Source organism: Reyranella sp. (assembly GCF_050185545.1).
Lineage (GTDB): Bacteria > Pseudomonadota > Alphaproteobacteria > Reyranellales > Reyranellaceae > Reyranella.
The window spans coordinates 15,198-35,558 of record NZ_JBFWZI010000066.1 but is presented as its reverse complement, the minus strand read 5'-3'; the positions used below and the strand labels follow the sequence as shown (position 1 = coordinate 35,558).

The 20,361-nt window shown below is 67.8% G+C and carries 14 protein-coding genes; 1 reads left to right on the top strand and 13 read right to left on the bottom strand.

Annotated elements, in window-relative coordinates:
- Positions 1–156: 156 nt before the first annotated feature.
- From AB7O82_RS18700 to AB7O82_RS18640, 13 genes are all read right to left on the bottom strand, one after another.
- The gene (locus tag AB7O82_RS18700; protein WP_428547058.1) at positions 157–1,218 is read right to left on the bottom strand and encodes a CobW family GTP-binding protein; all 1,062 of its coding nucleotides are present in this window, start codon (positions 1,216–1,218) and stop codon (positions 157–159) included.
- The gene (locus AB7O82_RS18695) at positions 1,215–2,840 is read right to left on the bottom strand and encodes an amidohydrolase family protein (protein ID WP_428547061.1); all 1,626 of its coding nucleotides are present in this window, start codon (positions 2,838–2,840) and stop codon (positions 1,215–1,217) included. Before AB7O82_RS18695 ends, AB7O82_RS18700 begins: the two co-directional genes overlap by 4 nt.
- 371 nt (positions 2,841–3,211) lie before the next feature.
- Positions 3,212–4,399, bottom strand: a complete 1,188-nt coding sequence (locus AB7O82_RS18690; RefSeq protein ID WP_428547064.1) for an SMP-30/gluconolactonase/LRE family protein — start codon at positions 4,397–4,399, stop codon at positions 3,212–3,214.
- A gap of 264 nt (positions 4,400–4,663) precedes the next feature.
- Positions 4,664–5,140, bottom strand: a complete 477-nt coding sequence (locus tag AB7O82_RS18685) for a molybdenum cofactor biosynthesis protein MoaE (RefSeq protein ID WP_428547067.1) — start codon at positions 5,138–5,140, stop codon at positions 4,664–4,666.
- A 4-nt stretch (positions 5,141–5,144) separates the two neighbouring features.
- Entirely contained in the window at positions 5,145–5,396 is a 252-nt protein-coding gene (gene moaD, locus AB7O82_RS18680; protein WP_428547070.1) for a molybdopterin converting factor subunit 1, read from the bottom strand.
- On the bottom strand, positions 5,393–5,965 hold the full coding sequence (gene pgsA, locus AB7O82_RS18675; protein ID WP_428619924.1) for a CDP-diacylglycerol--glycerol-3-phosphate 3-phosphatidyltransferase: 573 nt from the start codon (positions 5,963–5,965) through the stop codon (positions 5,393–5,395). Before pgsA ends, moaD begins: the two co-directional genes overlap by 4 nt.
- Before the next feature lie 139 nt (positions 5,966–6,104).
- Positions 6,105–7,997: an excinuclease ABC subunit UvrC gene (gene uvrC, locus AB7O82_RS18670; protein ID WP_428547076.1), complete on the bottom strand. Its 1,893-nt coding sequence runs from the start codon at positions 7,995–7,997 to the stop codon at positions 6,105–6,107.
- A 305-nt stretch (positions 7,998–8,302) separates the two neighbouring features.
- Positions 8,303–9,028 carry a PhoH family protein gene (locus AB7O82_RS18665; RefSeq protein ID WP_428544501.1) on the bottom strand — a complete coding sequence of 242 codons (726 nt, stop codon included), beginning with the start codon at positions 9,026–9,028 and terminating at the stop codon, positions 8,303–8,305.
- A 304-nt stretch (positions 9,029–9,332) separates the two neighbouring features.
- Positions 9,333–10,679, bottom strand: coding sequence for a guanine deaminase (gene guaD, locus AB7O82_RS18660; RefSeq protein ID WP_428544503.1), 1,347 nt, complete (start codon positions 10,677–10,679; stop codon positions 9,333–9,335).
- Entirely contained in the window at positions 10,676–11,629 is a 954-nt protein-coding gene (locus tag AB7O82_RS18655; RefSeq protein WP_428544506.1) for an HlyD family secretion protein, read from the bottom strand. The genes guaD and AB7O82_RS18655 overlap by 4 nt, the downstream gene beginning before the upstream one ends.
- Positions 11,630–11,830: 201 nt before the next feature.
- Positions 11,831–12,817: a YheT family hydrolase gene (locus AB7O82_RS18650; RefSeq protein ID WP_428544509.1), complete on the bottom strand. Its 987-nt coding sequence runs from the start codon at positions 12,815–12,817 to the stop codon at positions 11,831–11,833.
- The gene (locus AB7O82_RS18645; protein WP_428544512.1) at positions 12,814–17,631 is read right to left on the bottom strand and encodes a cytochrome P450; all 4,818 of its coding nucleotides are present in this window, start codon (positions 17,629–17,631) and stop codon (positions 12,814–12,816) included. The genes AB7O82_RS18650 and AB7O82_RS18645 overlap by 4 nt, the downstream gene beginning before the upstream one ends.
- Positions 17,632–17,685: 54 nt before the next feature.
- Positions 17,686–19,293 (bottom strand): tetratricopeptide repeat protein, encoded by a 1,608-nt coding sequence (locus tag AB7O82_RS18640; protein WP_428619922.1) that lies wholly within the window; start codon positions 19,291–19,293, stop codon positions 17,686–17,688.
- On the opposite strand from AB7O82_RS18640, the gene AB7O82_RS18635 reads away from it, so the two are divergent.
- The gene (locus tag AB7O82_RS18635) at positions 19,292–20,359 is read left to right on the top strand and encodes a hypothetical protein (protein ID WP_428544518.1); all 1,068 of its coding nucleotides are present in this window, start codon (positions 19,292–19,294) and stop codon (positions 20,357–20,359) included. The genes AB7O82_RS18640 and AB7O82_RS18635 overlap by 2 nt on opposite strands.
- Positions 20,360–20,361: the final 2 nt, after the last annotated feature.

Sequence of the window (20,361 nt, the reverse complement as noted above, 5' to 3'; positions counted from 1 at the left end):
GGTGCGCGCCACTCGGTGGCAATCTTGTGGACCGGGGGCGTCCCGCCCGCTCTTGACTTGATGCTTGTGGGGGCGGGACGCCCGCGGTCCAGAAGACCATGAGCGCCACGGCGTGGCGCGTTCTCGGCCATGAGGCAACTCGGCACGCGCCGGCTATCACATCCATTCCACCGCCGCGGATCGGAGCGAGCCCACACGAACGATGGTTCCGGGTTGCGTCGCGGACGAGAAGGCGAAAAGGTCAACCGGCTGGACGGCTTCGAGTTCGCCATCCTCGAGGTCGCGGGCGATGATGACGAGAAAGAGTGGCAGGTCGGAAACTGGCGTGCCGAACGGACGCGGGGGCGAGAACAGGGTGCCGACGCTTTGCACCAGGACCGGCCGCGGGCTCTCTGCCACACGGATCAGCCCCTTCAGCCGCAACAGCCGGTCGCCCAGGGCACCGGCGAGATTGTCGAGCCAGGCCGCCAGGGCGTCGTAGCCGATGACGCCGGCTGGCAGCGCAAGCCGCACGGCGATGCGCGGATGCGGAGCCGCGGTGGCAACGCGCGGCAATGCAGCCGTCGCCAGAGCGCGGGCCAGCGGCGCAAAGGCCGCTGCGGCTGCCTCGTCGCGGGACGTGCTCGCCACGATCTCTGCCAACGGATTGAGTGCCTGGGCTTCGCATTTTGCCCGCGCGTGCGCCCCGTCGTCGGCGGCGTCGTTGGCGAGAATATCGCCCTTGGTGACGACGATGCGGTGAGCCGCCGCCCATTGTGCAGCCGCTTCCTCGAAGGCCGCGGGACGCAATCCGCAGCTGGCATCGAACGTCGCCACCACGCTCACCCTCAGGCGATGCTCGGCGAGGCTCGCGAGCTGGCGCAGGACCGGTCCCGGCTTCGAAAGCCCGCTGGTCTCGAGGATGATCCTGCGCAGCGGACCCCGGGCGCCCGGCCGTTCGACGGCGAGCAGGGCTTCGACCGTGTGGGCGAGGTCGCCGCCGGCTTGACAGCAGATGCAGCCGTTCGACAGCATGGCGATGGGTGTGCCCGTGCCGCTTTCGCGCAGGATCGCACCGTCGAGACCGATCTCGCCGACCTCGTTCACGATCACGGCGGTGTCGGTGCCCTGGGGAAGCCTGAGAAAGTCGCGCAGCAGGGTGGTCTTCCCCGATCCGAGAAACCCGGTCAGCACGACGAATTCCGGCCCCCCGGATGCATCACCCGCAGACCTGTTCACTGCGCCGCCTCTTGCTGCTGCTGCCGATACCGGGCCGGGACGTCTTCCGCCCACGTTTCCTTGACCAGCTCGCGGACGTCGGCGAGCAACTCGGCGGTGTCGAAGATCACGCCGTCCTTGATCGTGTACTTGAGGCCGCGATGCCATTCGACACGGTTGGTCGCCTCGTCGAGGCGCATCGCGCCGGTCCCGTAAAGCAGCTTGAAGTCGGTGAGCGGATTGTGGTCGTGCACCAGCAGGTCGGCGTACTTGCCGACCTCCAATGTCCCGAGGTCGTCCTGCAGCCCGCACAAGGCCGCGCCCTGTGACGTGGCCGAGCGGATGACCTCGAGCGGATGGAACCCCGCCTCCTGCAGGAGCTCCAGCTCACGGATATAGCCGAAGCCGAAGGTCTGGTAGATGAAGCCCGAGTCGCTGCCGGCGCAGACACGGCCGCCGCGATTCTTGTATTCGTTGATGAACGCCATCCACAGGCGATAGTTCTCCTTCCACTCGATCTCGTTCCGGGTCGACCAGCGATACCAGTAGGAGCCGTGCCCGCCGCGCTGCGGGGTGAAGTACTCCCACATCGACTTCCAGGTGTACTCCTTGTGCCAGTCGGCCTGCCGCGCGCGCATCAGGTCGCGATTGGCGTCGTAGATCGTGAAGGTCGGCACGAACGTGAAACCGAGCTCGAGGAAGCGATCCAGCACCTCGTTCCATTTGGCCGAGCCGGGCTTGGCGCCCTGCTCGAACATCTGGCCGGAGACGGAGAAGCGGAAGTACTCGTCGTTGTAGTCGTAATCGAGCGGGAAGTTCTGGACCACGCGATCCTCGAACAGGGATTCGGGCAGCCCGTAATAATGCTCGGCGCTCGTCAGCCCCCAGCGCGCCGTGGTGAGGGCGTTCATGCGGGTGACGGACATCTGGGCGTGATGACAGCCCGAGCGGAGACCGAGCTTGCGGCATTCGTCGAGGGCGGCTTCCATGATGGCGGGCGGTGCGCCGAAAAACTTCACGCCGTCTGCGCCGCGCTCCTTGAGCTGGCGCAGCCAGGACCGTCCCTCGTCGGGGGTATGGACCACCTTCAGCATGTCGTTGACCGCCGGAAAGTAGGCGTAGGCAAGCAGGCGGGGTGCCGCGATGCTGTTTTCCGCCGACCGCTTCTTCTGGTCGAGCATCCAGCCGAGGCCGTTCATCGAGCCCATCTCGCGCACGGTGGTGACCCCGTGCGCCAGCCAGAGCTTGTAGACATAGTCGACGGGCGGGACCCAACCGTTGGCCGCATGGTAGGCGACGCCGGCGTGGGCGTGGCAGTCGATGAAACCCGGCGTGACCCACTTGCCGCGGCAATCGATCTCGTGATCGCCCGCGGCTGGCCGGTTGGCGGCAGTGGCGAGATTGCCCGTCACCTTCTTCAGGAGCGTGATCCGGTTGCTCTCGATCACGATGTCGGTCGGCCCGATCGGCGGTGCGCCGGTGCCGTCGATCACTGTCGCGTCGCGCAGCACGAGGCGCTTGAAGGGGCCGACGCCGCGGTCGCGCTGACGCGCCGCCACGACCGCGGGCTGCCCTGCCTTCGAGCGGTACGTCACCAGCTCGTCGCCGGGGAGGGGGTCGCTGGAGATCGGCCGATCGGACATGGGGTGCTTCCTCGAAGGTTACGCAAACGATCGCCGAGCGTACCCAGAACTCGCGCGACGCACCATGGAGGCTGCAGGCGCATACCCGGTGCTTAGGGTGCGCACGCACTTTCATTCTCCTCCCGAGCAAAGCTGGGGAGGTGTCGCCGTCTTCGGCGACGGAGGGGTCATGAACCGGGAGCGCGCCACACTGTGGCGCTCATGGCGTGTGTGATTCACAAGACGAGCGCCACATCGGCGAAGGTTATTCCGCCTCAGGTGGCGCGCTCCAAGCGAAGACTCATGACCCCTCCGTCCGCGATGACACGGATACCTCCCCAGCGAAGCTGGAGAGGAGAATGAAAGGAGCGTGCGCGACGACGAATAAGCTCTCAGCCCGGTGCAGCGCCCTGGACCGCGAGATAGACGGCGTAGAGCGACTGGCTCGCCGCCATGAACAGGCGGTTCCGCTTGGGGCCGCCGAAGCAGATGTTGCCGCAGACCTCCGGCAACCGGATACGGCCGATCAGCTTGCCTTCCGGGTTCCACACGGTGACGCCGCTGTAGCCGACCGACCGGCCGGCATTGCTCGAGATCCAGAGATTGCCGAAGACGTCGCAGCGCAGGCCATCGGGCCCGCATTTGACGCCGTCGATCATGAAATCGCTGAACAGTTTGCGATTGGACACCTTGTTGTCGGATCCCACGGTGAAGGAATAGACCTCGCCCTTGCCGCCGGGGCCGGTGTCGCCGGGTCCCTTGCCCGTGCTGGCGATGTAGAGGGTCTTGTAGTCGGGCGAGAAGCAGAGCCCGTTGGGATCGGGCACCTGCTCTTCCGTGACGACGAGGTCGATGCGGCCGCTGGGATCGATGCGATAGCAGTTGGTCGGCAGCTCGCGCCTGGCCATGCCGATGCCGGGCGGCTGGCCCAGTCGCGGGTTGATCTTGCCCGCGGCATTGCTCGGGCCGCCCGCCACGTCGGTCGTGCCTTCGTAAAGCTGTCCGCCGTAGGGTGGATCGGTGAACCAGTAGCTGCCGTCCGGGTGCGGCACGACATCGTTGGGTGAGTTCAGCTTCTTGCCGTCGAAAGCGTCCGCCAGCACCGTTGCCGAGCCGTCGAGCTCGTAACGCACGACGCGCCGGGTCAGGTGCTCGCAGGAGAGCTGGCGCCCCTGGAAGTCGAATGTGTTGCCGTTGCTGTTGTTGGACGGGCTGCGGAACACGCTGACCCGGCCATCGTCCTCGAGCCAGCGCAGTTGCCGGTTGTTCGGAATGTCGCTCCAGACCAGGTAGCGGCCCTGCGCGTTCCAGGCCGGCCCTTCGTTCCACATGGCACCGGTCCACAGCCGCTTGATCGGCGTGTTGGGCTGCCGGAGCGCATTGAAGCTCGGATCGACGGTGAGGATGTCGGGGTCGGTGAAGTAGGTGGTCGGCGCACCGCTGCGACTGAAGTCGCGGGGTGGTGTGGTGATCGTCGACGGAGGTGCAACCGGCCCGGCCGGCGCCTGCGCGAGGACCTCTCCTGCCGCCAGGGTCGCGGCAGTCGCGCCGGCGGCTCCGACCAGCGCACGGCGAGACATGCCTGATCGCCTCTCGAATCTCTCCGATGAGCTCATGAGCGTCTACTCCCGTTGGTTGTCGACTTGATTTGCGAAACTCTACCAAGGAAGCAGACGTCGGTGAAGCGGGGCGAAGGCCGGACCTGAGGCCTGTCTTCCGGACCGCGAGCGTCTCGCTCGCTCAAAGTCATGAGCGAGCGAGACGCTCGCGGTCCGGAAGACGATGTTCGCGACAGTTGCTTACTGGCTGGGAGTCGCCGATGGCGCTCCGCGCGGCACAGGAAACTAGCCGCTCTTCTGCTCCCAGCGCGCGGCCGCCGCGTCGTCGCCTTCGTGGGCGTCGACCCACTTGTCGCCGGCCGGTGTTTCCTCGAGCTTCCAGAACGGCGCCTTGGTCTTCAGCCAGTCGACCAGGAACTCGCAGGCCTCGAAAGCGGCCTCGCGGTGCGGCGAGCCGACGGCCACCAGCACGATCCGTTCGCCCGCTTCCATCCTGCCGTAGCGATGGACGATCAGCGTCGCTTCGAGCGGCCAGCGCCGATGGGCTTCGGCCTCGATGTCCTCGAGCGCCTTCTCGGTCATGCCCGGATAGTGCTCGAGCGTCAGCGAATCGATACGCTCGCGATGCAGCCCTTCGCGGACATGCAGCTCTCGCACCAGGCCGACGAAAACCGCGAGCCCGCCGATCCGTCGGTTGTCCCGGGTCAGCTGGTCGAGCTCTGCGCCGACGTCGAAGTCGCTCTCCTGGACGCGCACGCTCATGTCATCACCCGCCGGTAAAGGGAGGGAAGAACGCGACCTCGCGGGCGCCGGCGATCGGCGCGTCGAATGGCGCGGTGCGCTGGTCGACGGCGGCGCCGAATGCCGCGCCTTCCGCCAGCGCCTCGGCGTGGCCGGGGCTGCGCGTGCGCAGCCAGGCGACGAGATCGGCCACGGTCGCCACGGTCGCCGGCGGAGTCACGTCCTCCTCGTCGAGGCCGACGCGGCGTTTCATCCAGGCGAAATAGCGGACCTTCACTCGGCACCTCCGGGAGTCGGCTGGTCCTCCGCCATGTGGCGCAATCCCGTCCGCAGATAGTCGTAGCCGGTGATCAGGGTCAGACCTGCGGCGATCCAGATCAGCACCAGCCCGGTCGATGTGACGACCGGTGGCGAGACATCGCGCAGCAGCAGAAAGGCGATGGCGACCATCTGGGCGCCTGTCTTCCATTTTGCAAGCTGGCTCACCGGCACGCCGACACGCAATTCGGCAAGGAATTCGCGCAAGCCGGAAACCAGGATCTCGCGCATCAGGATGATCAGGGCAGCCAGCACGTGGATGCCGTGCAGCGTGCCGTTGTAGACCAGCATCAGCAGAGTCGCCGCGACCAGCAGCTTGTCGGCGATCGGATCGAGGAAGCGGCCGAGGCGCGAAATCTGGTGATAGCGGCGGGCGAAGTACCCGTCGAACCAGTCGGTCACACAGGCGATCACGAACAGGCTCATGGCCAGCCACTGGGTCCAGGCGCGGTCGAACCACAGGCAGGCGACCACCAGCGGGATCGCCGCGATGCGCGACAGCGTCAGCCGGTTGGGCAGGTTGAGCAATACGGACCGTTACACCCCTTTTGGTGGGGGCCTGTCACCTCGGCGGACAGGTCTACCGGCCCGCGGGCGTCCCGCCCGCTCGAGCTGATGCGGGGGCGGGACGCCCGCCGTCCGGAAGATCTCCGAAGTGTATGATCGCTCATCCCTCGCCGCGGAAATGGGCGTGGATCTTCTGGGCGAGCGCGTCGGAGATGCCGTCGACGGCCTTGATGTCCTCGAGCGTCGCCATGGCGACGGCGCGGGCGCTGCCGAAATGGTGCAGCAGGGCGCGTTTTCGGCCGGCGCCGATGCCGGGCACCTCGTCGAGCGCCGAGCGCGTGATGTCGGCAGCCCGACGCGTGCGGTGCGTGCCGATGGCAAAGCGGTGCGCTTCGTCGCGCAGGCGTTGCAGGAAATAGAGCACCGGATCGCGCGGCTCGAGCGAGAAAGGCGGCTTGCCCGGCGCGAAGAAACGCTCGCGGCCGGCATCGCGGTCGGGGCCCTTGGCAATGCCGACCACGGCAATATCCTCCAGGCCGAGTTCCATGAGGACGCCGCGCGCGGCCTCGAGCTGCCCCTGGCCGCCGTCGATCAGCACCAGGTCGGGCCAGTGTTCCTCGGTGCGCTCGGGATCCTCGCGCAGCGCCCGGCCGAAGCGCCGCGACAGCACCTCGCGCATCATGGCGAAATCGTCGCCCGCCGCGCCTTCGGTCTTGATGTTGAATTTCCGGTAGGAGTTCTTGATGAAGCCTTCCGGCCCGGCGACCACCATGGCGCCGATCGGCGCGCTGCCCTGGATGTGGCTGTTGTCGTAGATCTCGATGCGCTCGGGCGGGCCGTCGAGCCCGAACACGCGGGCCACGCCCTCGAGCAGCTGGCGCTGCGTGCCGCGTTCGGCCATGCGTCGTGCGAGCGCCTCGCGGGCGTTGGACACCGCCTGGTCGAGCGCATCCTTCTGGTCGCCACGCTTGGGATGGCGAATCTCGACCTTGTGGCCGGCCGTCATGGCCAGCGCGCTTTCCAGCAGGTCGGCCTCGGCGATGTCGTGGCTGGTGAGGATCAGGCGGGGCGCCGGGCGGGCCTCGTAGAACTGGCCGATGAAGGCGGACAGCACCGCGGGCTCGTCGAGGTCCCTGGTGTGAACCGGGAAATAGGCCCGGTTGCCGAGATTCTGGCCGGCGCGCAGGAAGAACACCTGGACGCAGACCTGCCCGCCCTCGGCATGCGCGGCGAAAATGTCGGCCTCGTCGATCGAATGCAGGCTGATCGACTGGTGCGACTGGATGTGCGCCAGGGCGCGAATGCGGTCTCGCAGGACGGCGGCGCGCTCGAACTCGAGGTCGCTCGAGGCCTGCTCCATGCGCTGCGACAGGGCCTGCTGGACCTCGCGGTTGCGGCCGCCCAGGAAGTCGCGCACTTCGTCGACGATCGTGCCGTACTCGGCCCTGTCGATGCGGCCGACGCAGGGCGCCGTGCAGCGCTTGATCTGGAACTGCAGGCAGGGACGGGTGCGGGTCGAGAACACGCCGTCGGAGCACGAGCGCAGGGGGAACGCCCGCTGCAGGGCATAGAGCGTCCGGTTGACCGCGGTGGCCGAGGCGAACGGGCCGAAATACTCGTTGTCCGGCTCGCGCGTGCCGCGGTGCTTGGCCAGCTGCGGCCATTCGGTGTCGCGGCGGATGACGATGTAGGGGAACGACTTGTCGTCGCGCAGCAGCACGTTGAAGCGCGGCCGGAAGCGCTTGATCAAGTTGTTTTCCAGCAGCAGGGCCTCGGCCTCGCTGTCGGTGATGGCGAACTCCATGGTCCGGGTCGCCGACACCATGCGCATCAGGCGGATCTCGAGCCGGGTCGGCTGGGTGTAGGCGGCGACCCGGCTGCGCAGCGAGCGCGCCTTGCCGACATAGAGCACCTCGCCGTCGGCCGCGATCATGCGGTAGACGCCAGGTTTGCGCGGCAGGGTGCGCACGAACTCGGCGATGATCCGCATGCCGTCGGCGAGCGAGCCCTCGCTCGGTTTGGGGTCGGTTTCGATGTCGGTGTCGTCGCTCACGGAGAACCTGTCGGAGGCCGCCCTTTATATGGGTAGGCCGAACCATTCTCACCCGACCGCGGGTCGGTGTGGGAAAGTCTGTGAACAAGCGATCGGGCGGTCGCCTGTTGCGTCAGCGTCACTGTATTGACTTGAAGTGGCCACGATGGCAGTCGAGCCGAAATTCGCCCTTAACCTATTGTCTTTCAAAGTCTTTTTGAGTTGGGGATAGCTCTCAGAAAGGGCTGGCCGTGGCTGATGTTCCCGGTCTGATCCGATTGTCAGCCACGCTTCGTTCGGTGGGTAAGTCGGTGCGTGCCGGAACGCTATAGTACCGACAGCATGCGGCCGACGAGGGGGTGACGGACGACATCCCGGTCGGTGAGCCGGACGACGGCGACGTCGTCGAGTCCCTCCAGCCTCCGGCCGATCTGACCCAGGCCGCTGAGCTCGGGCAGCAGGTCGGTCTGGTCGGGATCGCCGGTAATGACCATGGTGGAATGCCAGCCGAGCCGGGTGAGCAGCATCTTGAGCTGGCCGTAGGTGCAATTCTGTGCCTCGTCGATCAGCACGAAGCTGTTGTTCAGGGTGCGACCGCGCATGAAGGCCACGGGAGCGATCTCGATGGTCCCGTCGTCGAGGTGCTGGCGCAGGCGCTTGGGGCCCATCCGGTCGTTCAGGGCGTCGTAGAGCGGGCGCAGGTAGGGGTCGAGCTTTTCGCGCATGTCGCCGGGCAGGAAGCCGAGGTTCTCGCCGGCCTCCACTGCCGGCCGCGACAGAACGATGCGCGAGACGCTGCCGGCCTCGAGGGCCTCGACCGCGGCCGAAATGGCCAGGTAGGTCTTGCCGGTCCCCGCCGGGCCCATGGCGATGGTGAGCGGGGTCGCCTCGATCGCTTCCATCAGGATGCGCTGGTTGTCGCTGCGCGGCCGGATCTTGCGGACATAACTTTGCTCCCGGTCGTTGGCCGGCGCCGGCTCGAAGACGAGATTGTGAATACGACCCGTGTCGATGGCGTGCAGCTTGGCGCGGCGAGTGGCGCGTTTTGCCATTGGCGTACTCCGGAGCAAGGACGGTAGGTGAGGGAAGCCGCCCACGGGCGAGCCCGCAGGGCGCCCGCGGAACAAGCCCGCGGGCCTGTCGCCAAAAGAGAAACGCCCCCGCAAGCGGAGGCGTCGGCGATCGGCAGTCGTGAAGGTGCGGTTGCCAAGGCACTCGATGGACTAGCCACCGGTGATCCACAGTCCGTCGGGCACAGCGTCCTCGAACGGATAAGCGACCTCCTTCATTGACCGGGTCGAGCGTACCGTGAAAGTGGCCAACCGGCCACAATATTTATGGGCCGCAACCCAATTTTCACACAAGACCAGGGGCTGTTCGGCTGTAGGCCATGCGGCCGGCGACATAGGTCGCCTGGACTGCGCGGTCGTCGGCCAAGGTCATCTGGACGAACAGCTGGTCGGCGAAGTCGGCCGCCAGGTTCATGCGGAAATCGATCAGCGGCGTGGAACGCATGTCGAGCACGACCAGGTCCGCCTCCATGCCCGGCGCCAGGCTGCCGATGCGGTCGTCGAGATACATCGCCCGGGCCGAGCCCCGGGTCGCGAGATAGTAGGCATGGCAGGCCGACAGGGACCGGCCGTTCAGCTGGCTCGCCTTGTAGGCCTCTCCCAGGGTCGCCAGGATGGAGAACGAGGTCCCCGCGCCGATGTCGGTACCCAGGCCGACCCGGATCGGCCGCTCGCGCGCCGTGGCGCGAAAGACGTCGAACGCGCCGCTGCCAAGGAAGAAATTCGACGTCGGGCAGTGGGCGATCGCCGCGCCTGTGACGTACAGGCGCTGCAGCTCGTCGTCCTGCAGCCAGATGCCGTGGCCGAACAACGCGCGGCGGCCGCACAGGCCGTGATGGTCATAGACGTCCAGGTAGCTGCGGCGATCGGGAAACAGCTCCTTGATCCAGGCCACCTCGGCCCGGCTCTCGGCGATGTGGGTCTGCATCAGGCAGTCGTCGTGCACCCGCCACAGCGCGCCGGCGGCGGCGAGCTGCTCGGGCGAGCTGGTGCCGGCAAAGCGCGGCGTGATGGCATAGAGCAGCCGGCCGCGGCCGTGCCACTTGGCGATCAGGGCCTGCGACTGGTCGTAGCCCGATTGCGCCGTGTCGCGCAGGCCGTCCGGGGCATTGCGATCCATCAGCACCTTGCCGGCCGCCAGCCTGAGGCCGAGCGCCTCGGCCTCCTCGAACAGGGCGTCGACCGATTGCGGATGGACGGTGCAGTAGACGCAGCTGGTCGTGATGCCGTTGCGCAGGTTCTCGCGCAGGAAGATGCGGGCGACGCGGCGGGCGTGCTCCTTGTCGGCAAACTTCAGCTCGTTGGGAAAGGTGTACTTCTCGAGCCAGTCGAGCAGTTGCTCGCCATAGGCGGCGATCATCGGCGTCTGGGGGAAATGGACGTGGGTGTCGACGAAGCCCGCCGAGATCAGCGCGTCCTTGCCGTAGTCGCGGATCTCGGTGCCCTGCGGCAGCAGTCGCTGGACGGTGCCGGCCGGGCCGAAATGCGTGATGCGGCCATCCTGCATGGCAACGATAGCGTCGGGCTCGTGCACCATGGTGCGCTCGAGCCCATCGCTGAAGGGATCGCCGGAGAAGGAGAGCGCCGGTCCGCGAAGTGCCGTGACCGGCGACTCCGCAGGTCGCTCCGTCACAGGAAGACGACGCGCGTCTCGCGTTCGAGCATCTGCGGGATCTTGCTCGGATCGTCGAACTCGATCTCGGCCTCGACCTGGTGGGCGCTGCCCTCGCCCAGATCGGCCTTGCTGCGCTTCACGCGCGTTACCGTCATCGGTGAGCGCACCACCTTGCCGGTATAGACGGTGGGGCTGCCGCGGAACGTGATCTCGACCCTGGCGCCGGGGACCAGCCGGTCGAGATGCAGCTCGTCGACCTCGGCCAGCACGCGCAGCTTGCGCATGTCGACGATCTTGGCGATGCCCAAGTGGCTGACGCGCTCGCCCTGGCGCGTGAAGATCTGCGTCACCACGCCGTCGATCGGGGAGCGCACCAGCGCCGCCTCGCGATTGGTCAGCGCCCGGTCGAGGACCGCCTTGGCGTTGGCGATGTCGAGCGCGTTGATCGCCAGGTCCGCCGCCAGCGTCTGCTTCTGCAGGACCAGGTTGGTCTTCTGCTTCTCCAGGTTCTGTTCGGCGAGGCTGAGCTCGATCTCCTTCTGGTCGGGCGGCTTGCCCGAGCGCTGCAGCTCCAGCACCTTAAGCCGGTTGCGCTCGATCGTCTGCGCGACGTTGTCTTCCGCCATGGCGATCTCGGTGACCCGCGATCCTTTGGTCATGGTCTCGCGCACCTGCATGAGCTTCTCGAGGCTCGCTTCGGCGGTGCGCACGGCAATATCCGCCCGTGGGTACTCCGACAGCACGCCGACGATCTCGCCTTCCTTGACGCTCTGGCCATCCTTGATGCGCAGCTCGATCAGGGTCGCGCCGCCCAGAGGATCACCCGCCACCGTGAACGTGCCGGCAGGCGCGTCGGTGTAGCCGCGCGAGATCAGTGGCTGATGGTTGGGCCGTGCCGCATCCTGGGCGATGCCGGTCGGCAGGCTCGGCGCGAACCAAGCCGCAAGACCGGCGATCATGCCGATCATGGCCACGCCTATGATCGCGAGGAATCTTCTTACGCGCCCCATGGGCGACCGCTCCCCATCCACACCATCCAATTATTCATTGTAACTCGTTGGCCGGGCAAAATCGCGGCACGAATGTACTTGCACCGACGGTCCCTGTCCCACCGGAAGGCGGCAAAATTGTGCACAGGACTGCAAATGTCGAGGGGCCATTGGTCGCGCCTACCGGTGGAAGGCCAGAAATCCTGCGACAGCACGATCGCTCCAGGGGTGACGGCTGCCGACCCCGTGGAAGCCGACATGGCCGCCCTGTTCAGGCAGCAGCGGCAGCAAGCACAGGGATTCGTACGCGCTCCAGTGCTGGCCGAGATAGGCGGCGCACGGAACCCACGGGTCGTCCTGCGCGGCCACCACCAGGGTGGGGATCCGGATTCCACCCAGGAACTCCATGGCGCTGCACCGCGCGTAATAGTCGGCAACGTCGGCGAAGCCGTTGCGCGGCGCCGTGAACTGCTCGTCGAACTGCCATAGCGTGCGTGCCTTGCGGATGCCGTCGCGCTCGGCCGGCGTGAGGGCGGCGCCCGGGCCCAGGGCCTCGCGTTTCATCTGCCGCAGCAGCATGAAATGTGACAGCCAGTTACACGGGCGCATCAGGTTGCGACAGGTCGCGGCCAGGTCGATGGGGGCGGAGACGCTGGCCGCTGCAGCGAGGGGCGTGTCCTGGCCCGCTTCGCCGAGATATTTCAACAGAATGGCGCCGCCCACCGAGTAACCCACGGCGACCAGCCCGTCCGTCGCCAGGCTGCCCGGCAGCAGGGCGAGGAGGGCGCCGAGGTCCGCGCTGCCGCCGGCATAGTACTGGCCGCGACAGTCGGCCCGCGACGGGCCGGCGCCCCGCAGGTTGAGGCGCACGACCCGATGGCCACTGTCGAGCATTTGGCGCGACGCGCGCAGCATGTACGGGCTGCCTGCCGATCCGCCGGCGCCGTGGATCAGCAGCACGGTCGGCCGGCCGGGCTTCGGCTCGACCGGGCGGTCGAGCGTCGCGTGCAGGATGTCGCCGTCCGGCAAGGCCAGGCGCAGCGCTTCTCTGGCGTGCGGCGCCACCTCCTTCGGGGCCGGCAGGAGTACCGTGGCGAGGCTCTGCAGATTGCCGGTCAACCACGGGAAGCGTGGCCGGAAGGGCGGCCGGTCGAGCGCCGGGATCATCGCGGCGGGCGTTCCGCCTGGCTCGCGAGGAAGCGCAGGGCCGAGCGGCTCGGCATGAAGAAATAGCCGCCGGCCTTCACCGTCACGAAGTTCCTGAGGCCCTTGAGCGTGATGGCGCCGGCCGTCGTCGGGATCGTGAAGTCGTGCGTGCCGTTGCAGGGCGGCGGTCCGGTGATGGGATCGGGTTCGTTGGTCAGGCCATGGAAAGCGGGTGATCCGATCCATGATTGCTGCAGGAACTCGAACTGCCGTTCGAGGTCGGCGCAGAGAGCGACGAACAGCATTCCCCGCTCCGCCGGATCGCCGTCGGCGCCGGTGTAGGGGCGACCGCGCCGCAACAGGCGGTGACGTCGCTCGATCAGGCCTTGCGCCGGATCGTCGGGCGCCAGGCTGCCGCGCGGGTTGGCGCGGCGGATATGCGCGCCGAAGGGGCAGCGCAGCCCTTGCGGGTCGTCGCTGGCGAAATTGAAGTCGTTGTCCGCCGTCTCGGGCGGCTGGCGGCCTTTGACGGCGTGCGGCGCGCGGATGAGCGAGGCGCCGGTATGCCAGCGTCCCATCATCTTGGCGGCGATCCAGTCTTCCGTGATCGGACCGCCGATTGCTTCCTGGATGCCCGGATAGCTCTCGAGCTCCCGCCGCTGGGCGGCAACGAAGCCGTTGAACCCTTCGACGTCCTGCACCAGCTGCCGGACCGCCACGAAGGTGCCGTTGCGGCCGAAGTCGCGCGACTCCGAATCCTGCGATCCGTCGAAGCGCGGAAAGCGCGAGGCGAAGGACGGCGTGTCGGTTTCCAGGTCGTCGCCGGGGTCGTGCTCGGCCGGTACGGTCACCGCCGGCGCGACGTAGCCGGCGCTGTTCCTGTAGCCCAGGATCAGCTCGCCGGCGGCGACCAGGTCGGCGGCGCTGCCGGTCGCCGTGGCGCGCTGGCTGCCGCGGATGATCGGCTGGGAGATGCCGTCGCGGAAACCGAAATGCTCGTACATCGGCGCCGCGCCCTTGGACTTGCCTTCTTCCTCCGCCTTGAGCGACTTCTCCGTGGGTTGGGTCGTGATCTCCCAGGTCGCTGCCGGCTTCAGGACCGCGTAGTGCCGATCCAGGGTCTCGCGGCAGTCCTCGATCGTCCTGCCGTAGACGAAGAGCATGACGTCGGCCGTCCTGGCGGAGCCCTCGGCGGTATCGGCGTCTGTCCAGCGCCACGAGTCAGGCGCCGACGCCCCACGGTCTCCCAGGATCGCGGCGCGACTGGCCATGCCGAGGCGAAAGGCCGACGGAAAGGTGCTCATCACCCGCTCGGCTTCTTCCGGGCGGTCGTGGCAGTCAAGGCATCTGGCGATGCCGCGCGCAGAGAAGCCGACGAACGTCGCGCGTCGTTGCGAGAGGTCCGGTTGCTCGCCGAATCTCACCTCCTTGCGCAGGAGATCCAGCCACGCGCCCCGCGCCGCCCTGTCTTCGGGAAGCACGAGCGCGGCGTTCAGCGTGTAGCGATAGGCTGGCAGGCCGCGAAAGACGATCGACTGGATCTCGTCGGTCTCGAGCGCGTCGTCGGGACGGGGCATGGTTCCGATGCAGTCGAGCCAGGCGCGTGCGGCAGTGTCGGTCTGCGCCCGCATGAGGCCGTCGTGGATGAGGGCATTGGTGCGGATCTGGTCGGTCGTCATGTCGGGGAAGCGGCTGTACCAGAACTGCGTCACGATCTGCTGGCGCCGCACCCAGCGCTTGAAGCGATCGCCGTCCTTCGCGCCTTCGAGCACCAGCAGTGTCGTCTTCGGAAATCCCCGACCGTTGCTCCACGCCGCCGACTGGCCGCTATGGGCCTTGGTGACGAAATCCTCGAGATAGCTCTGCCAGCTGCCGTCGTAGTTGGAGAAGAACACCAGCATCTCGCTGCCGGGCAGGCGAAACCATCGCGCGTAGTGGATCGTGCCCATGTTGAGCACGAAGCCCGGCCGGAACCAGTACTGCACCAGCTTGCCGATGCCCCAAAGCGACACCGCCAGCGTGAGCTTGCGGAAGGCGCCGGGCTTCAAGGGCGTCACCGCCGTGATGTGATTGTGCACGTAGCCGGGGGGATTTTCCGTCGCCGCGATGCGGGCGATCGAGTCGAGCGGCGCCGTCCGCTCGTCGGGCACGTCGCGCTGCTCATGCCAGTAGAGGACGGCCAGAAAAACGCCGGCAACCGCCAGGAACAGCAGGAAGCTCGCCAGGACGCCGCCGGTCACCGTGAGCGCCAGCGCGCCAAGATGTTTCGACAGGAACCACAAGACGGCCAGGACGGCGGTCGCTGCGACCGCCAGGGTCAGGGGCCGGCGATACCGCCAGAGCAGCGGCAGCAGCACGGCAAGCGCGCGCAGGACGATTGTGGTCACGACGAGGCCGCATGCCACCGCCAGCACCCAGCGAAGGTTCTCGGCGAGCGTGGGAAACCAGCCCTGCAGGATCCAGGAGGCTTCGCACGAAGCGACGGCTACGCCGCCGATCACGATGGCGAGCGCCAGCAGGCCGGCCAGAGGAATCCCGAGGTAGACGAGGAGCGTGACGATCCGATCCCAGCCTTCGCGAATCCGCGTGAAGCCGTTGGCGACGAAGGTCGCGATGAGAAGAGCGGCCGTGGCGACGCCTGACACGACCAGCAGGGTCGGCGTGATCCATGGCGTCGTGCCGACAACGGCATGGATCGCTGCGCCGTTCAGGCAGACGACCGCGATAAGCAGCAGCAGGCCATAGAGGCCGACGGTGGATCTGAGGAGGGAGGGCCAGCCCACGCTGTTGCCCCGGCCGGTCCAGTCGGACATCGCCAGCCGCCGTCCGGCCGGGCGGATCAGGAACGGGCGCAATGCCTTGCCCTGGTCGCGCAGCGCCGCCTCCGCCTGCACCGCGGCGGGATCGGCGGGCGAAGCTTCCGCCGACGGCACCGTCTCGTAGGGAAGCGTCAGGCTCCGGACATAGGTCAGGACGTCCATCGCCCGTTTGTGCACGCCGCCATGCGACCGCAGGAAGCGATCGAGGGCGTCGCGTACGAACGCCGACACCTGGCGCTGCTGCTCGATGTCGCCCACCGGACAATCCGGCGTGCCGTTGAAATTGAGCCCCGTGGCGCCCCAGGGAAAGAAGTGGAGCCTGGTGTTGTGGGCGTGCAGCAGCTCGGCGAGTGATCGTGTGCCGCTGCCGGCGATGCGCCGGAAGATCGGCTCGATCAGCGGGCCGGCTTCGTCGACGATCCGCTGCAGCGCCCGGTCGGCCTCGCCGTCGACGCTGAGCTCGAGGACGAGACGGGGATCGGGTGCGGCTTGCGCGTCGTCCGGATCGGCGGCGTCGAAGGCCGACAGCGAGGCGAAGTGGACCAGGTTGGTGCGTGCGAGCGCCTGGCCGATGGCGCTGTCGGCGGTCGCCGGATTGCCGAGCGCCACGATCATGGCCCTGACGTCGGCCAGGGTGTCGGGCTCGAGCGGCGCCTGGATGGTGACCATGTTCTGCTGCGCCGGCCCGCCGATGGGCTCGAACACCATGTCGAGCCGGCGCGGGTAGGGGCCGATGTGGGACATTATGCCGGCAGCGCCGCGGGCGACCCTGATGCCGGGTTGGGCCAGCAGGATCTGGAAGATCTCGGTGATCTGTTCCATGGCGAGATGGGCGCCGAGGCAGCGATGCGATCCGGTGCCGAACATCAGGTCGGGGTCGATCTTGCGTCCTGCCTCGAAGCGGTCGGGCGCGGTGAAGGCACGGCGATCGCGCAATGCCGAGAGGGTCGCCACCATGACGACCGACCCGGCCTCGACCGTCTTGCCGGCGATGGTCGCCGTGCGCGGCGCGAAGCGCCACTGGCCGGGAAACAGCGCCGGGTTGAGCCGCGACGCCTCGAACAGCAGGGCACGCAGGGCCTGGCGATGCCGGTCGGCGGCCTCCGGATCGCTGTCGCGATGGCGCTCGGCCGCCGCGGCTGCTTCGATTGCCTTGGGCAGCAGGCCACGACGCATCAGCTCTTCCAGCATCTTGCCCGCGCCCAGGAGGTTGGTCGGGATCAGGCCGGTCATCGTGCCGATCGTCATGGCGCGGATCTCGCTGTCCGGGATCGTGGCGCCGTTTTCATCGCGGAACTGGACCAGCCGGTCGATGACGCTGTCGCGCGGCACGACGTGGGCGCGTGCGATGGCGCGATCGACGAGGTAACACACGCGCTGGGCGCCGTTCATGGCCAACCGGCGCGTCTTCAGGCTGCCGAACGGATCGGCGAAGATCAGGGCGGAGATGCCGATCGAGCGGTCGAGGAAGGCGTGCGGCTCGTCGAGATCGAGCCCGAAATACTCGCTGCAGGTTTCCGTCAGTACGCGGCCGAGAAGGTCGGTCATGACGTCGATCCGGCCGCCCGAGTTCGCGAGCAGCGCCGTGGTGAAGTAGCGCGTCCGCTCGAGGATGTTCTTGGCGTCGGCCCGGCGCACGACGGCATCGAGAAAGCGGCGCTGCCGGTCGTGCGCCTCGCCGTCGAGGCCCAGGGCGAAATCCGCGCCGCCGGTCAGGCTGCGCATCTCGGGCCCGAACGGCACCTGGAAATGCTCGCGATCCTCCAGCACGGCGCGGACGTCGGCGTGCCGCGAGACGATGATCAGCCGGCCGATGCGCGCCACCGGCCAGAAAGCCCGCAGCAGCCTGAAGACGACCAGCACGGCGATCCGCACCACCTCGGTGATGGCCCGCTTCACGGTGTTGTCCGGGCCGAGCTCGTCGATGTCGAATGCGCGCGCCGGCGGCGGCTCGACCGCTTCCCGTTCCGACCGCTCGTAGGCGTCGATCAGCCTGAAATACTTGAGCTCGAACATGGACGGTGGCCTCATGAGCCGTGGACGGGAAGACGCCGCTTGAGCAACAGGCCCTTACTGGCGCCGGCGCGACGCAGGCCTCGCGTCACCCGTCACAGCGGCGATGCCGTCGGCCAGACGCTGGTTCCAGGTGCGATCGATGAACGGGGTCCACTCGATGAACTTCGGCGTGAAATCCGGCTTCAGGGTCATCAGCTCGTCGTAGGCGCGGCGCGCCGCGGCGCGGTCGCCCTTACCGACCAGGGCGTTGATCTTGATGACCAGGGCGTACCAGTAGGCCGGCCGGCGGACCAGCGACTGGTCGGCGTGGTCGATGGCGTCGTTCCAGCGGCCGAGCATCCAGTACGACAGCGCGAGCTCGCCGATGATGAAGAAGATGTGGATGTCGTTGGGGCTGAGACGCTGGGCGCGGCGCAACGGCTCGATCGCCTGGGCCGGCTCGCCGACGAGGTTGTGCTGGCAGCCGAGCTGGGCGTGTGCCTGGCACAGGCTGGGATTGAGCGCGATGGCGCGCTCGAACAAAGTGCGCGCCCGCGCGGTCTGGCGCAGCCACAGCTCGGCGATGCCGGCCAGCATGTGGCCGCGGCCATCGTCGGGGTCGGCGACGATGGCGCGATGCGCCAGGCGCCGCATCTCGCCGATCTCGGCCTCGCTGCCGCGCCGCGCCCACAGCGTCCAGCCCAGGCAGTAGGTCGCCTGGATGAGCGCCTCGGGCGAGTCGGGCTCGAGCTCGAGCGCCTGCTCGAAGAGCTGGCGCGCGATCTCGGAATCGGCGCTGGTGAGCCGGTTGAGATGCCAGCGGCCACGCCAGATCAGGTTGTTGAACTCCAGGCGGTTCTGGCGATTGCCGCGGGCGCGCGCCTGCTCGGCGTAGTCGACCTGGGTATCGAGAACCCCGACCAGCTCGGCGACGATCGGGTCGAGCGCATCCTGCGAGCGGTCGGGCGGCAGAGGCACGCGATGCGACCACATCGAGTAGCCGCTGACCGCATCGGACAGGTTGACGGCGAGGGAGAAACCGTCGCTCGACGGCTTGAGGCGCCCCTCGAGCAGGTACTTTGCGTGCAGTCGCTGGCCGATGATCCTCGGATCGACACGGTCGGAGGCGAAGGCGAAGCTCGAGTTGCGCGAGATCACCGGCAGCCAGCGCAGGCGCGACACGCGGTCGATCAAATCCTCGCTGACGCCCTCGCACAGATAGTCGTTGGCCGCATCGCCCGTCAGGTTGGCGAAGGGCAGGATGGCGAGCGCGGGCCGGTCGACGAAGCCGCTCTCAGGCGCGAAGGGGACGGAAACCTCGCGCAGCACCGGTCGCTCGCCGGCCGTCTTGACCGGCGTGCGCGCCGCCAGCAGGCTTCTCTGCTCGCGCAGCCAGTCCTCGAAACCTTCCTCGCCGGCGAGATCGAAGCCCTCGAGGAACTCGCCGGCGCCGCCGGCCTCGTGCCGCGACCCCAGCACGTCGACGGCGAACTGCTGCAGGTCGAGCCGCACGCGTTGGCGTTCGCAGATCAGCGCCGGCGTCGGCCCGGCATTCAGGTGCTCGCGCAGGTGACTGAGCTCGCGGCGCAGGCTGCCCTGGGCCTGCGGCCGGTCGCGCTGTCCCCACAGCTTCTCCTGCAGCCATCCGCGCGTGCGCTCGCCGCCATCGGCGGTGGCGAGCATGGCCACCATCGCCATGCCCTTGCGGCTGACGATGTCGATGCGCTCTCCATCCGGGCCGACAAGCCGGAATGAACCAAGGAGAGAAAGCGAAAATCGATGGGCCGGATCAGCCATCATTCCCCCGATCGACGGCGACTGGCGTCACTTTAGCCCGGTGGGCGAATCGCGTCGATACACGCGGAAATCACGCTTTGCGAACGCTGGCTTCCCACTTGCCGAACGCCCGGTGGCGATACTCCACCCGGCCGAAGCCAGCCGTGTGGGCGGCATTCGTCGCAATCCGATGGGGAGCACGATGAGCAAGCTTGGACATCTCGATCGCATGGACGCCTTCGAGTTCGCCCACTACCTGTGCCTGACGGGCGTCGGTTCGAACCCGACGCTGGGCTGGACCAACTGGTTCGCACCGATCCAGGCGGTGCCGAACGCCTACGAGTTCCGCCAGGAACCGCCGGCCGGCATCGTGCTCGAGGTTCCCATGCCGCTGCACACCATGGGCATCTTCACCTCCAATGGGGTCAGGGAGGTGGTGGTCCGCCACCTGGTGAAGGGCAAGCCGACTGACGTGCGCGTGCCGCTGCGCCCGATTTCGCGCCTGGAGGAGGAGGAGATCGCGGGGATGATGTCGTCCTCGGCGCTTTCCTATCTGCGGAACCGGGGCAGCGATCGGATCCTGCCGTCGATCGGCTCGAGCTTCACCATGCGGCTGGGCTCCGTCGACATCCCCTTCGCCTGCGGCCGGTGGAACGATCCGTCCAGGCCGCGGCGCTACGACGTCCGTCTCAACGTCGACGCGCTGCTCCCCAGCCCGTCCGATGTCGAGCTGGCAGTGCTGGAGTGCTTCGCGCGCGGCTCCTCGGCTGCGGCCCTGGCCGCCCTGCTCACGCCAGCCGGCTGGGCCCAGGGCATGGGCGATTTCCAGCGCGTCATCGAAAGCGCGCTGCTCGACCTGCTCGGCGACAGGCTCGTCAACGTCTCCGTGACCGCCTGGTCGCGCTGTCTCGAGGGGGCAGTGCCGCATTTCACCGCCCAGCTCAACGGTCTGCCGGTGCCATCCGTCTGTTGAGG

Excerpts from the sequence above, each read along its gene's own strand:
- AB7O82_RS18695 (WP_428547061.1), bottom strand. The coding sequence starts at position 2,840 with ATGTCCGATCGGCCGATCTCCAGCGACCCCCTCCCCGGCGACGAGCTG.
- AB7O82_RS18690 (WP_428547064.1), bottom strand. The coding sequence starts at position 4,399 with ATGTCTCGCCGTGCGCTGGTCGGAGCCGCCGGCGCGACTGCCGCGACC.
- AB7O82_RS18685 (WP_428547067.1), bottom strand. The coding sequence starts at position 5,140 with ATGAGCGTGCGCGTCCAGGAGAGCGACTTCGACGTCGGCGCAGAGCTC.
- AB7O82_RS18665 (WP_428544501.1), bottom strand. The coding sequence starts at position 9,028 with ATGGCAAAACGCGCCACTCGCCGCGCCAAGCTGCACGCCATCGACACG.
- AB7O82_RS18655 (WP_428544506.1), bottom strand. The coding sequence starts at position 11,629 with ATGATCGGCATGATCGCCGGTCTTGCGGCTTGGTTCGCGCCGAGCCTG.
- AB7O82_RS18650 (WP_428544509.1), bottom strand. The coding sequence starts at position 12,817 with ATGATCCCGGCGCTCGACCGGCCGCCCTTCCGGCCACGCTTCCCGTGG.
- AB7O82_RS18645 (WP_428544512.1), bottom strand. The coding sequence starts at position 17,631 with ATGTTCGAGCTCAAGTATTTCAGGCTGATCGACGCCTACGAGCGGTCG.
- AB7O82_RS18635 (WP_428544518.1), top strand. The coding sequence starts at position 19,292 with ATGGCCACCATCGCCATGCCCTTGCGGCTGACGATGTCGATGCGCTCT.
- AB7O82_RS18640 (WP_428619922.1), bottom strand. The coding sequence starts at position 19,293 with ATGCTCGCCACCGCCGATGGCGGCGAGCGCACGCGCGGATGGCTGCAG.